Genomic DNA, 14,195 nt, shown 5'->3' with positions numbered 1-14,195 from the left:
CCGAGGGAAGCATGATGCGCGCCCTGCTCGTTGATGACGAGACGGCTTTCGCCGAACTGCTGGCCGAACGGTTGCGTGCGCGCGGCATTGCCGTGCGCACCGCCTATGACGCCGAATCCGCCCTGGCGCTGCTAGACGCCGGAGAGGAATTCGACGTGGCCGTGCTGGACGTGTGCCTGCCCGGTGCCAGCGGCATAGACCTGTTGCGGCGCATGAAGGCGCGCCTGCCGCTGGTCGAGGCGCTGATGCTGACCGGTTCATCCGACGTGCGCAGCGCCGTGGAGGGCATGCGCCACGGGGCGTTCAACTACCTGCTCAAACCCGCGGACATCGACGATCTGGTGCGCGAACTGCGCGCCGCCCACGAGCGCAAGCTGCGCCAAGAGGAAAACGCCCGCATGATCGAGGCGGGCAAGCTGGCCTCCATCGGGCGGCTGGCCGAGGGCGTTGCGCACGAGATCAACAACCCCGTGAACATCATGACCAACGCGGCGGGCTGGATAGAGGACCTGCTGGACGAGCCGGACCTTGCATCCAGCCCGCACGCGGCGGAAATGCGCCGTTCCGTGGTCAAGATCAAGGCCCAGAGCCGCCGCGTGCGCGAGATAACCCGCAAGCTGCTGTTCTTCGGCAAGGGGTTGGACCCGCGCCCCGGCCCGGTGCGCGTGGCCGACCTGCTGGGCGAAGCCCTGCGCCTGCTGGCCGACCGGGCCGCCGACCTTGGCGTGGCGGTGCGGCTGAATGCGCCGCCGGACACGCCCCTGCTGGTGGCCCCGCCCGTGGAACTGCGCCAGGTGTTCGTGCACGTGGCGGAAAACGCGCTGGACGCAGTGGAATACGCCCATCCCCCGGCGGAACGGCGCGAGCTGGCCGTTACCGTGCGGGTGGAGCGCCCTCTTGCTCAGTCCGGCGGGGCCGCCGGGGAGCCCCCTCTCCCTGAAGATGCCGCCTCACCCGCGCCGTCCTCCGCATCCGGCGGCGAGATGTGCATCGCCTTTCACGACACGGGGCACGGCATCGCGTCCGAAGTGCTGCCCCACGTGTTCGAACCCTTCTTTTCCACCCGGCCCGTGGGGCGCGGCATGGGCCTTGGCCTGTCCGTGGCCGTGGGTGTCATCACCTCGCTTGGCGGGTTCATCGACATCGACAGCCGCCCCGGCGAAACCACGGTGACCTTGCGCCTGCCCCTGCCGGAAACGTCCGGGGAAACGCCCAAGGACGCCCCCGCGCCCGCCTGCCAGGGCTAGCGCCCCCTCTCCCGCCCCGCTCCCCCGCCCTGGCGGCCCAGCGTCCGCTGGGCCCTGCCCTTCCTACTCCGTGTTCTTTCTAATACCAGCCCCCGGATACACGAGATAGGATACGTCCATCCTCTCTCCTCCACCAACACCTGCCCCCTCCACCAACACCTACCCCCTCCACCGGCACCTCCCCCTCCCCGACGGCCTGCCCCTGCCCCACGCCACCCGTGCAGCCACGCCACTTCACGGTTCCTCCACCTCCGCCTCCCTCCACCCCATCCTCCCCATCCGCAGCTTTTACCTCCTTCGCCGCCTTCGCCTTCGCTGACAGACCATGCCGCCGCACCGCGCCGGGTCGGTCACCCGGTGTTCCGAATCCATGGGGGTCCACATGGCAGAGGCAACGCCGTTCCGCATCGCGCTCACATCGGCTGGGGCCGTTTCCGGCGGGCCATATTCCGCCGGGGTCATCGACTTCATCATCGAGGCGCTGGACGCCTGGTACGCGGCCAAGCCCCCAACGCCGGAAGAACAGCGCACGGGCATTCCCTCGCACGACGTACGCATCGACGCCGTGTCCGGCACCTCTGCCGGGGCGGTGGCCGCCGGGCTGTTTCCGGCGGCGGTGATTCGCAGCCGCAATCCATCGGGCGGGCGCATCCCCCCGCTGCTCTGGGAAGTCTGGGTGAACAGCCTGGACCTGCTGCAAGGCAACGCCAATTCGCAAGGTTTTCTCGGCACCTCGGACATGCAGGACGACGGCGACGCCATCCCCTCGCTGCTCAATGCACAGCGGCTGGACGCCATCGCCCAAACCGCTTTCAGCTCTCCATGGGACAAGAATTTCGTGTACCCGCCGTGGCTGTCGCGCGAATTGCGCATCCGGGTCTGTGTCACCAACCTGCCCGGCGTGCCGTACCACATTCCCATGCGCGGCACCGTCCGGCAGTACGGGCACGACATGTTCCTGCACGGCGATTACGGCGACTTCCTTTTCGCCGACGTGCCTGCATCGACGGTACCCGGAGTGACGCCCGTGGACCCGCACGGCCCCCTGGGCTGGCCAGTGTTGCAGAACTGGGTGCTGGCCAGTTCCGCCTTTCCCGTGGGGCTGGCCCCCCGCTGCCTGCACTCCGGCGAGCCGGTGTATGCCGCGCGCGAATGGCCCGGATATGGCCCTAAAGGATGCAAAGAATTCAACCCCGAAACGGCACTGCGACAGGGTGAGCAATTGCAGTTTCCTGCCGTGGATGGCGGCATGGTCAACAACGAACCCTTCGAACTGGCCCGTCAGGTGCTGCTGGATGACGTCTGCCAGCACCTTGACCGGGAAGGCCACAAAGCCCAGGGCGCCGTGGTGCTCATCGACCCCTTCCCGTCACCCTACCGCGAAGACGACCACCTGCCACTGCGACATCTGCGCGCCGACATTTTCGACATGATCCCGCCGCTGCTGGTGGCCATGAAGCAGCAGTGCCGCTTCAAGCCCGCCGAACTGGAACTGGCCAGCGATGCGGATACATACTCGCGCTTTCTCGTGGCCCCGGCAGGGGGCGGACAAAACGGCAACCTCGACGGTGACGACGCACTGGCAGGGGGCGGGCTGGGGGCCTTTGCCGGTTTTCTCGCCCAAGCCTTTCGCGAGCACGACTACCAGCTTGGCAGGCGCAACGCGCAACAATTCCTGCGCTGCCACTTCGCCCTGCCGCTGACCAACGGCCTGTTCGCAAGGGACCGAGCCCGGTACGCCCCCGGTGGGGATCTGCATTACCTGCGGGAAAAGTGCACCGACCAGGACAAGCAGGACCACGCCCCCATCATTCCGCTGATGGAACCGATGCAACAGGACGTCACGCGCCCGCCGTGGCCGAAAACCACCGAGGGCAACATCGAACGCATCGTCGAGGCCATGGTCCCGCGCATGAACACCCTGGTACAGCGTCTGGGCCGCAAGGCCTGCTGCCCGGCGCATGCCCTGCTGGCCACCGCGTGGACGGTGTACCTGCGCCGCAAGGCGCGAAAGAAGGTGCAGGAATACATCAGCGGGGCAATGCGGCAACGCGGCCAGATGTGACGGCGAGCGGCCCGTCCCCAGACACCCAAAAAAACATCGGAGGCGGACCGGTAGTACCGGTCCGCCTCCTTTGCGGGAAGGGGGGAGAGAACATTCAGGGGGCGCGGCGAATGCCGCGCCTCCCCATTGTGGCCGGCCACCCGCGCCGGACATCGCCGCACGTCCGGCGCGGGTGTGGTTGCCGGCGGATGGAGCGTCCCGCCGCCAAACGGGGCGCCCCACCTTGCTATGATGAATGGCAATGCATTCGTGTCACCATGTTCCACGAGTGTGGTTTTTGTTCGCTGGCAAGGAAAACAAGCCCGTCATGAGGGAGTATACTCTTCTCGTATTCGGCCGATATGACAGGCTAAGTTTGACGCAGCCAGCGGGCAAAAGGCACGCTCGTGCTTAATGACCGGTGAGCTGCACCCGCCCTTCGATAAGATCCTGCACCACCCCCGGATCGGCCAGGGTGGAGGTATCGCCAAAGTCGGAACCCGCGCCAGAGGCGATCTTGCGCAGGATGCGCCGCATGATCTTGCCGCTGCGGGTCTTGGGCAGCCCTTCGGCAAACTGGATGACTTCCGGCGTGGCGATGGGACCGATTTCCTTGCGCACCCAGGTGCGCAGGGCCGCGCGCAGTTCTTCGGTTTCTTCGGTGCCCGCCGACAGGGTGACGTAGGCGTAGATGGCCTCGCCCTTGATGGCGTGGGGCATGCCCACCACGGCGGCCTCGGCCACCGAGGGGTGCGACACCAGGGCAGATTCCACTTCCGCTGTGCCCATGCGGTGCCCGGAAACGTTGATCACGTCGTCCAGCCGCCCCATGACCCAGGTGTAGCCGTCCTCGTCGGTGCGGGCGCCGTCGCCCGATTCGTACATGCCGGGAAAGCGTTCGAAGTAGGTGGACTTGTACCGCTCGGGCGAACCGAACACCCCGCGCAGCATGCCGGGCCACGGCTTGCGGATGACCAGGTGCCCGCCATCGTTGGGGCCGCAGGGGGTGCCGTCGGGCTTCACCACCGCCGCGTCCACGCCGGGCAGGGGCATGGTGGCGGAACCGGGCTTCAGCGTGGTGGCATAGGGCAGCGCGGAAATCATGATGCCGCCGGTCTCGGTCTGCCACCAGGTGTCCACGATGGGCAGGCGACTGTGGCCGATGTGCTCGTGGTACCACATCCACGCTTCGGGGTTGATGGGTTCGCCCACCGACCCCAGAATGCGCAGCGACGACAGGTCGTGCTTCTGCGTCCAGTGCGCGCCTTCGCGCATCAGGGCGCGGATGACCGTGGGCGCGGTGTAGAAGATGTTAACCCGGAACTTTTCCACGATGTGCCAGAACCGGTCCGGCCCCGGCCAGGAGGGCACGCCCTCGAACATCAGCGTGGTGCCGCCAAGGGCCAGCGGGCCGTACACGATGTAGCTGTGCCCGGTAATCCAGCCGATATCGGCGGTGCACCAGTACACGTCGTCGTCATGCAGGTCGAACACCCACTGGGTGGTGTGGGCCGCGTAGGTAAGGTAGCCGCCGGTGGTATGCACCACGCCCTTGGGCTTGCCGGTGGAACCGCTGGTGTACAGGATGAACAGCATGTCCTCGCTGTCCATCTTGGCGCAGGGGCAGGTGGAATCAAGGGTACGGTCGGCCATGGCCTCGTGCCACCACATGTCGCGCCCTTCGCGCATGGCACAGCCCGAGTGCGCGCGATCGACCACCACCACCTTTTCCACGCTGGGGCAATCCTTCAGGGCCTCGTCCACGTTGACCTTGAGCGGAATGGACCGCCCGGCGCGCAGCACGGCGTCTGCCGTGACCACCACCTTGGCCTCGCAGTCCTGAATGCGGTTCTGCAGGCTGACCGCCGAGAACCCGGCAAAAACTATGGAATGCACCGCCCCGATGCGCGCGCAGGCCAGCATGGCCACGGCCAGTTCGGGAATCATGGGCATGTACAGCGCAACGCGGTCGCCCTTCTGCACGCCCAGGCCCTGCAACACGGAGGCGAACCGGCACACCTCGTCGTAGAGCATCTGGTAGGTCAGCACGCGCACGTCGTCTTCCGGCTCGCCCTGCCAGATGATGGCGGCCTTGTTGCGGCGGCCATTGGTCAGGTGGCGGTCCAGGCAGTTGTACGCCACGTTCAGCGTGGCGCCCTTGAACCATTCGATGCGCGGCTCGTGCATGTCGGCGTCCAGCACCTTGTCCCACGGGGTGAACCAGTCCAGCAGCTGCCTTGCCCGGTCGCCCCAGAAGCCTTCGGGGTCCTTGTCGGCGCGGTCGCGGTGGGCGAGGTACTCGTCCATGCCGTTCACGTGCGGGCGGCGGCGGTCTCCGGAAGGCGCGGCGGGCGGCGCGAAGTGGCGCTTTTCGTCCATCATGCTTTCGATCTTGTCGGACTTGTTCTGGCTCATGCCGTTGCCTCCCGTTCGTTTGGCGGTACGCCGGTGTTCCGGCCCTTGCGTGGCGGCCCTGCCCCGTGCGGCGGGGCGTGGCCCACAGCCCTTGTCTAGCCCCGTGCAGTGACCATGCGAAAGGGCGCGCCACCCTCTTTTCGGTGAACGGTCATCCCGCGCCGGTGAAATTGACTTTTTGCCGGTGGACGGAAAGAATGCCCTGAATGGTGCGCCCCATGAACGGCGCAAGACGGCCCGTCACCGGACGTGGACGGCACGCCGGGGCAGCAGCATGCGCCCCGCCCGCGCCATGCCCCGACCGCCCGACACCGCCGTGGACGCCGCAACCGCGCACCGCACGACGCCGGGCAACCGCCCGGCGCGCCCGCACCTGCCCGCACGCGGCGGCACGACGGAAGGGGGTTCGCACGGTGTCCACGCATTCGACCCTGGAACAGATGTTCAAGCCCAATTCCGTGGCCGTCATTGGCGCCACGGCAACGCCGGGCGAGCCGGGCTGCGTCATCATGGAAAACCTGATGTCCGGCACCTTTCTGGGTCCCGTGCTGCCGGTGAACGAAACGGGCGAGGCCGTGGCGGGCATGCCCGGCCACACCGCCATCGACACCCTGCCGCTGACGCCGGACCTTGCCATCATCTGTTCCCCGCCGGAAACCATTCCCGGCTACATCGAAGAGCTGGGCAAGCGCGGCACCCGCGCCGCCGTGATCATGAGCCGGGGGTTCTTTCGGTTCGACCGCGAACGGCGCGAGGTGCAAAAGGCCGCCCTGTTGCAGGCCGCGCAGCGCTGGGGCGTGCGGGTGCTGGGGCCGAACTGCCTGGGGTTCATCACGCCATCGGTGGGGGTGAACGCCAGCCTGGCCCCGCGAGAGGCGCTGCCCGGCAAGGTGGCCTTTCTTTCGCAGTCCGATTCGCTGTTCACGTCCGTGCTGGACTGGGCCACGTCCAAGGGCATCGGCTTTTCGCACTTCATCGCGCTGGGCGACCGCTACGACGTGCACTTTCACGACGTACTGGACTACCTGAACAGCGACGTGAACACCCGCGCCGTGCTGCTGTACATAGAGACCATCGACAGCGCCCGGCGGTTCATGTCTGCCGCGCGCGCGCTGGCCCGCAACAAGCCGGTACTGGTCATCAAGGCGGGCCGGTCGGAAGCGGCGGCCACGGCGGCTGCCGCGCATTCCGGCATGCTGCTGGGCGCGGACGAGGTGTACGACGCCGCCTTTCGCCGGGCGGGCATGCTGCGGGTGGCCGACATCGACGCCATGTTCGACACGGTGGAAACGCTGGCCCTTGCCAGGCCGCTGAAGGGCGACCGGCTGGCCATCCTGACCAACGGCGGCAGCCCCGGCTTTCTGGCCACCGACGCCCTGTTGCAGGGGCGCAGCAAGCTGGCCGAACTTTCCGACGAAACCTGCCAGGCGCTGGACAACCAGCTTGGGCGCGACTGGTCGTACTGGAACCCGCTGATCGTGCGCAGTTCTGCCGATGGGGCCATGTACGCCAAGGCGTTGCAAATACTGCTGGACGACCGGGGCGTGGACGCCGTGCTGGTGATGCACGTGCCCACCTTTTCCATACCCAGCGACGACGTGGCGGGCGCGGTCATAGAGGTGGCCCGGCGCAGCCGCAAGCCGGTGCTGACAAGCTGGCTGGGCATAGACGACGCCGCCGGGGCGCGCCGCAAGTTTGCCGCCGCCGGGGTGCCCAGCCACTTCACGCCCGACAACGCGGTGCGGGCCTTCCTGAACATGGTGGAGTACCGGCGCAACCAGGACACCCTGATGGAAACGCCGCCCTCGCTGCCGGAGGCCTTTGACCCCGACGTGACGGCGGCACGCATGGTGGTGAACGACGCGCTGGAGGCCAAGCGCATGCTGCTGACCCCGGCAGAGGCCCACGCCGTGCTTACCGCCTATGGCATACCCGTGGCCGAGACGCGCCACGTAAAGACCCCGCGCGAGGCCGTGGCCGCAGCCGCACAGATCGGCTACCCGGTGGCGCTGAAGGTGGAATCGCCCGACGTGCCGCGCACGTCGCTGGCGGGCGGCGTTGCGCTGAATCTTTCCAGCGACGAAGAAGTGATGGACGCCGCCCTGTCCACCGCCAACAACGTGTGCGACCAGGTGCCCGGCGCGCGCATGGAAGGCTATGCCGTGCAGCGCATGTGCCGCCTGGCCGGGGCGCACGAACTGGCCGTGGAAACCGCCACCGACCCGGTGTTCGGCCCCATCATCCGTTTTGGGCAGGGCGGGTCCATGGCAGAGGTGCTGGCCGACCGCCAGACCGGCCTGCCGCCGCTGAACATGGGCCTTGCGCAGGAACTGGTATCGCGCACGCGGGTGTACCGCCTGCTGCGCGGCAGCGGCCACAAGGACCGCGTGAATCTGGACGCGGTGCGCCTGCTGCTGTGCAAGGTGTCGCAGCTGATCATCGACATACCCGAAATATTCGAGCTGGAGATAGACCCGCTGTTCGTGGACGGCGACGGCGTGGTGGCGCTGGATGCGCACATGCGCATTGCCTGGTCCACCACCACCGGCACGGACCAGTTGGCCATCCGCCCCTACCCGCGCGAGCTGGAGGAATGCGTGACCCTGCGCGACGGGCGGCACGTGGACCTTTTGCCCATCCGCCCGGAAGACGAGCCGGAGCACTGGGAATTTGTGGAAAGTCTGTCGGCGGAGGACAAGCGGTTCCGCTTTTTTGGCAACGTGGCCAAGCTGCCCCGCGCCGAAATGGTGAAGCTGACCCAGATCGACTACGACCGCGAAATGGCCTTTATCGCCAAGGGGCCGGACAACGAAGGGGTGGTGCGCACGCTGGGCGTGGTGCGGGCCATGGTGACCACCGACAACAGCGAGGCGGAATTCGCCGTGGCCGTGCGGTCCGACCTGAAGCGGCAGGGCCTGGGCAAGCTGCTGATGCAGAAGATCATCCGCTACTGCAAGGCGCGCGGCACCAAGCGCATTGTGGGCGCGGCCCTTGGCGACAACAAGTCCATGGCCGAACTGGCACGGTCGGTCGGCTTCATCGTCAGCAAGGACTACGACGAGGATATCTGGCAGCTGGACTTGCCGTTGGAGGATGGGAAGGGGGAAGGGAGTTAAGCATGAAGACGCACGAGTTCAACCCACAGGACAACAAACAAAATTACCATTTCTTAGCAACTCCATCGAATCACAGCCCAATCCATCGACTCCCGCCACTATAAATTTAAAGCACTAAAAAATGTAAAAGGAATACTTTATGCGAGAAAATCCAAAAATACGGATTAGCGGCAACATTATCAGTGAACTTTCTGAAAAAATTCCTTCAAACATCATCGCCCTGAATGAATTAATAAAAAACTCCTATGATGCCGGTGCATCATGCGTGAACATTGCTCTTAATACTGATTCGCGAATATTAATTATCTCAGATGACGGTTCAGGAATGGATTTGGACGACATCAATACACTGCTGCATATATCAAATAGTTCAAAAAAATACGGCACAGTAAACAAATATGATCGATATACGCAGGGATCAAAAGGACTTGGATTTTTATCGGTATTCAAATTCGGTCGTGACGTTGAATGGACGACCAAGAAAGAGACCGGCCTTCGTTTTAAACTAAATTATGACGCACTAGTTTCTGCGCAAGATATAACATCCCACGATGTGAGCATTGAAGATGCAAACATTTCCAACAAAGGCACAACAATAAAAATTACTCTTGACGAGTACAACACTAATTCTTTCAAAACATATTTTAGCAAAAAAGAAAACTACAAAAAGGTAATATGCGCTTTCGACGACAAGTCATTCGCAATAACGCTAGATATTGATTCAAAAAAATTTTCAAGCCTAGAACAGCCTGCACTTACAGACAATGCAAAAGAACATCAGGCATTCTACATAAAGTACAACAGCACTGATCAAAACATAACTTTCTACTGCAACAACCATATCGCATTCACAGAGCATTATAAATTTACGTCAACGCGTTTCAAACTCAACATTGAGCTAATGACTTTCCACCTTCCGCCATATGGAAAGAACCAAATAGATCGCCTATTCTATAACCCACAAGAAGACCTCACACCTCTTCTCTACGTTAACTCAAACCTGTTTGCCAATTACACCATGTTCGACCCTGGAATAATGAAAAACATTCGTTCGGGCCAAGCCCTAAATCAAATGATTGGGTATATCCGCATAGTAAGCAATGACAGCAAAATCAATTTCAATTCCGACAGAACGCAGTTCTTACAAAACGAACTCACAGATGAAATCATCGACTTCTTATCTCAGATAAACAAAAAAATTCAAACACTTGGCACAGACAATAAAGCAGATTTTATCAAGCTCAAATTCATCACCACAGACACCATCCCCCATAAATACAAAGACACCACGGACCTCAATGCATTTAAAATGTTCATTCGCAACGACTTTAAACACAAGAACAAAGTTCAGATAAAAAAAGATGAGTCCGCTGTTGTTTACGAATTACTAGGAAGAACACGACGTGTCCCGTTCGAGCAACACACCCCAGCGCCAACGCTGCCCAAACTACAACCAGTCCGAATCAATCTAACTACAAAAAGCGAGAACATACAAATCCCTTCAAAGCAAATCAATCTCTACGATTATATTTCAACGGTATACGACAGCACTGCCACCCTCAGGCCCGCAACAGAAATCATCATAAGCGAAAATGGATGCGACATCGAAGGCGGAATCCTCTGCTCAATCACAACCCCCTGCAAAAAGCGGATAGACTACACCTTCAATGACACCACAGGAAAAGCCGTAGAACAGCTTACGATCAATTTCTACGCGCCTAAATCTGAAATCATCGGCGCACCTCAAACTGCACAGAAACTTATCACCCTTCCATCAAAAGAGGGGTACACCATCTCGTTTAACGACCATCTTGGAAAATTAATCTCACAAATTAATACACTTGACCATGCGCAGTACAAAGAAATAATAAGCTGCTCACTGCGTGCTTTGTTTGAAATCAGCATCGACAGTCTCGAAAAGTCTTCAAAATACCCACAAATACGCCCAGCAGAGCACAGCAAACTAGAAGATATGGTTGCTGCAACAATCCATTTCACCAAGAGCAATAAAGACTATTTAACAAAAATTCATCAAAGCACAAAAATTGACTTCCATAGCCTTAAAAATATGCTTGATAAAGATAAATTCATTAGCACGATCGAAAAGGCGCACCTTGGCGCGCACAAATCATCAACTTACCTCTCCTTGACCACGCTTGAAGACATCGCCAAGGACGCTGCGCTCTTTGTCGTAATAGCTAACGAACTACTGACTAATCCCAACATTACACGAGAATAACATGCTAACCGACATCAGCTTCAGAGATTACAAAAAAAGCAGCGACATACACGGAACAATACTCTACCCAGCTATTATGGTGGCACCAGTACAGCATAGTATTATCGCAGATCTCATGAAAAAAGACCACATCCTCTCCGTGTTTGATCCGATGCACGGATCAGGCACAGCCTTATATGAAGCCCTACAACTAGCAGACAACATTGAGATTATAGGATGCGACATAAACCCACTCGCCAACCTCATTACTAAAGTCAAACTACAGGGAGTCGGCCCTTCAATAGAAAAAGATATTCACTACATAACAAAAAATATTCATAGCCATTCCCCAAAAATACAATTCACATTTCCAAACATCCACAAATGGCTACGCGACGACATTGCAACATCCATATCAATAATAAGAAGCATAATCACACACATTGACAGCAAGCAGAATAGGCTATTCTTTTGGTATACGCTCTGCGATATAATTAGAAAATTCAGCAATACACGGAGCTCGACATACAAACTTCATACAAAAGAGCCTAATAAAATCACATCCATCGAAAACAACGTCATTGAAAGCTACATCTTCTCCATAAAAAATAATTACACAAAATTTATGAACTACGGCAAGGATGTCACACTACACAAATGTGACATCCTAGATCTACTCCCTCATATGGACGCAGATAGCATCGACCTATCCATAACGTCACCGCCTTATGGTGACAATGCTACAACAGTCCCATATGGCCAATTCTCTATGCTTGCCCTGCACACTATCACCCCAAACGACTTAGAGCTTGAGGGGTGGGAGCTCGATAATTACTCTATCATAGACACTAAAAGCATGGGTGGTGCAAAAAGATTGACAGCACTTAACCCTTACCAGCGCAATCTTTTGGATCCCTTCCTAAACAAAATATCCCCACCTAAACATGCAAAAGTACTTTCATTTTTTTATGACTACTTCAAATTCCTTGATGGACTATGCAGAGTTACAAAAAAATACATAGCTCTTACGCTAGGAAATCGAACTGTAGACAGAGTAAACATAGACCTTACAGATGTAACAAAAAAGTACCTTGAGAATAAAAATTTCAAGAAGGTCGTTCAGGCTTGTCGAGAAATCCCTCTTAAACGAACACCTAAGTACACATCGTCAGTTTACGAAAAACCTGTTTCATCAATGAATCATGAATTCGTAATAGTGTATGAGAAAACAAGGTATGCACCATAAACTTCGGCACCACCCCATCGTGCAGACAACTATTGATCGCAGAGCCCTCCACATACCCTTCGCCACATGAAGGGACCTACGTTTAAAGGCAGCACGCTATACGCCAAAAGGCCCGCCGTCACCGGCGGGCCTTTGCTTTTTCATACGCTCCCACTCTCGCTCTCGCGGCACATAGCCGCCCCCCCTCGCTACAGAATGAAATCGTTCGACAGGAAATTCGACCGCCTGTCCCTGATGATGCTGGTCAGAATCTCCTTGTTGGCATCGCTGCCCTTGGCCGCCACCAGCGTGCGGATGGAGAAGCAGCGCAGCGCATCGCTGACCGAAAGGGTGCCCTCGGCGGAATCCTTGCGGCCGGTAAAGGGAAAGGTGTCCGGCCCGCGCTGGCATTGGCTGTTGATGTTCACCCGGCACACCTGGTTGACCATGGGGTCGATCAGCCGGGCCACGTCGTCCGGGTCGTTGCCGAAAATGCTCAGCTGCTGCCCGTACTGTGACCCCACCACGTAGCGCACCGGCGTTTCTATGTCCGTGAAGGGGATGACGGGTATCACCGGGCCAAACTGCTCCTCGTGGTACACGCGCATCTGCGTCGTGGCCGGGCAGACCACCGTGGGGTGGTACAGGGTTTCGGCGTGGGTGCCCCCGCCGCTGTTGGCCACCTTGCCGCCGTGGGCGGCGGCGTCCTGCACCAGGTCGTCCAGATAGGCGGACTTGCCGGGCACTGGCAGCGGGGTGATGCGCACCCCCTCGTCCCACGGCATGCCGATACGCAGCTTGCGGATGCCCTCGTCCATGCGGGCCAGAAATTCGTCCAGCCGCTTCTGATGCACGAACAGCATCTTCAGCGCGGTGCAGCGCTGCCCGTTGAACGAGAACGAGCCTTGCAGCGCCTCGGCCACGGTCAGGTCCATGTCCGCGCAGTCCAGCACTATGCCCGCGTTCTTGGCGTCCAGCCCCAGCACGCAGCGCAGCCGGTGCGGGTGCGGGTGGGCCAGGCGCAGCGCATCCGCCGCCGTGCTGGACCCGATGAACGCCAGCACGTTGATGCGGCCCGACGCCATGATGGGCTTCACGATGCGCCGGTCGCCATGCAGGATGTTGACCACCCCGGCAGGAAAGGCGTCGCGGAAGGCTTCCATCAGCGGCGAATACAGCAGCCGCCCCAGGCGCGGCGTTTTCACGATGACCGGGTTGCCCATGATCAGCGCGGGCATCAGCGTGCAGAAGGTTTCGTTCAGCGGGTAGTTGTACGGCCCCATGCACAGCACCGGCCCCAGCGGCGCGCGGCGTATCTGCGCGTAAATGCCTTTCTCTATGACGAAGCGTGACGAGGCGCGGTCCAGATCCTTCAGCGCGTCGATGGTGTCGCGCAGGTACTCCATGGTGCGGTCGAATTCGCCGCTGGCGTCCTGCCACGACTTGCAGATTTCCCACATCATGATGCGCACCACCTCGGTGCGCCGCGCCGCCATGCGCCGGGCAAAATCCTCCACGTGGCGGATGCGCTCGGCCACGCCCATGGTGGGCCATGCGCCCATGCCGTCGGCCCAGGCGCGGTCGGCGGCGTCCACGGCGCGCAGGGCGGCGGCCTCGTCCAGAATGGGGCAGCGGCCCAGCAGGCGCGGGGTGAAGCCGCCCGCAGCGTCAATTTCGCCGATGGGCGAAAACACCTGCTGCATCTCGCCGGGCCATTCCTCCAGCTTGCCGTCGATGAGGCAGGTACGCTGCTCTATGGGGGCGAAGGCGTGGGCGGCCTCCGGCAGCGGCTGCCCGGCCACGGGAAACAGGGCGCGCAGGCTTTCGGGGGTGTGGGCGGCGGCAGGGCTGGCGGCGGGACCAGTGGCTGTGGCAGACGGCTGGGACGACATGCAAAACTCCTTCATCCGGCAGGGGCCGGGCTGTGGGA

7 protein-coding genes are annotated in these 14,195 nt (G+C 60.4%); 5 read left to right on the top strand and 2 right to left on the bottom strand.

What is annotated here, in order from left to right:
• Positions 1-11 precede the first annotated feature (11 nt).
• Together ABWO17_RS11040 and ABWO17_RS11035 are read left to right on the top strand one after the other, a co-directional pair.
• A complete protein-coding gene (locus ABWO17_RS11040) occupies positions 12-1,247 on the top strand; it encodes a sensor histidine kinase (RefSeq protein WP_353118490.1) in 1,236 nt (411 codons plus the stop codon).
• A 382-nt stretch (positions 1,248-1,629) separates the two neighbouring features.
• Positions 1,630-3,312: a patatin-like phospholipase family protein gene (locus ABWO17_RS11035; protein ID WP_353118488.1), complete on the top strand. Its 1,683-nt coding sequence runs from the start codon at positions 1,630-1,632 to the stop codon at positions 3,310-3,312.
• A 390-nt stretch (positions 3,313-3,702) separates the two neighbouring features.
• On the opposite strand, the gene acs is transcribed toward ABWO17_RS11035, so the two are convergent.
• Positions 3,703-5,706: an acetate--CoA ligase gene (gene acs / locus ABWO17_RS11030; protein WP_353118486.1), complete on the bottom strand. Its 2,004-nt coding sequence runs from the start codon at positions 5,704-5,706 to the stop codon at positions 3,703-3,705.
• Between the two features lie 440 nt (positions 5,707-6,146).
• On the opposite strand from acs, the gene ABWO17_RS11025 reads away from it, so the two are divergent.
• The 3 genes from ABWO17_RS11025 to ABWO17_RS11015 all read left to right on the top strand — a co-directional run bounded on the left by ABWO17_RS11025 (position 6,147) and on the right by ABWO17_RS11015 (position 12,286).
• Positions 6,147-8,822, top strand: a complete 2,676-nt coding sequence (locus ABWO17_RS11025) for a bifunctional acetate--CoA ligase family protein/GNAT family N-acetyltransferase (protein ID WP_353118620.1) — start codon at positions 6,147-6,149, stop codon at positions 8,820-8,822.
• A 139-nt stretch (positions 8,823-8,961) separates the two neighbouring features.
• Entirely contained in the window at positions 8,962-11,061 is a 2,100-nt protein-coding gene (locus tag ABWO17_RS11020; protein WP_353118484.1) for an ATP-binding protein, read from the top strand.
• A 1-nt stretch (position 11,062) separates the two neighbouring features.
• Positions 11,063-12,286: a class I SAM-dependent methyltransferase gene (locus ABWO17_RS11015; RefSeq protein ID WP_353118483.1), complete on the top strand. Its 1,224-nt coding sequence runs from the start codon at positions 11,063-11,065 to the stop codon at positions 12,284-12,286.
• Positions 12,287-12,474: 188 nt separating this feature from the next.
• On the opposite strand, the gene ABWO17_RS11010 is transcribed toward ABWO17_RS11015, so the two are convergent.
• Positions 12,475-14,157: an aldehyde dehydrogenase family protein gene (locus tag ABWO17_RS11010; protein ID WP_353118482.1), complete on the bottom strand. Its 1,683-nt coding sequence runs from the start codon at positions 14,155-14,157 to the stop codon at positions 12,475-12,477.
• Positions 14,158-14,195: the final 38 nt, after the last annotated feature.

Origin of the sequence: Nitratidesulfovibrio sp., from assembly GCF_040373385.1 — a bacterium.
Taxonomy (GTDB): Bacteria; Desulfobacterota; Desulfovibrionia; order Desulfovibrionales; family Desulfovibrionaceae; genus Cupidesulfovibrio.
The sequence above is the reverse complement of the archived record's forward strand: the minus strand, read 5'-3'. Positions and strand labels throughout refer to the sequence as shown.

What these genes read in the sequence shown, in the direction of transcription:
- acs (WP_353118486.1), bottom strand. Translation starts at nt 5,706, where the DNA reads ATGAGCCAGAACAAGTCCGACAAGATCGAAAGCATGATGGACGAAAAG.
- ABWO17_RS11035 (WP_353118488.1), top strand. Translation starts at nt 1,630, where the DNA reads ATGGCAGAGGCAACGCCGTTCCGCATCGCGCTCACATCGGCTGGGGCC.
- ABWO17_RS11010 (WP_353118482.1), bottom strand. Translation starts at nt 14,157, where the DNA reads ATGTCGTCCCAGCCGTCTGCCACAGCCACTGGTCCCGCCGCCAGCCCT.
- ABWO17_RS11015 (WP_353118483.1), top strand. Translation starts at nt 11,063, where the DNA reads ATGCTAACCGACATCAGCTTCAGAGATTACAAAAAAAGCAGCGACATA.
- ABWO17_RS11040 (WP_353118490.1), top strand. Translation starts at nt 12, where the DNA reads ATGATGCGCGCCCTGCTCGTTGATGACGAGACGGCTTTCGCCGAACTG.
- ABWO17_RS11020 (WP_353118484.1), top strand. Translation starts at nt 8,962, where the DNA reads ATGCGAGAAAATCCAAAAATACGGATTAGCGGCAACATTATCAGTGAA.
- ABWO17_RS11025 (WP_353118620.1), top strand. Translation starts at nt 6,147, where the DNA reads ATGTTCAAGCCCAATTCCGTGGCCGTCATTGGCGCCACGGCAACGCCG.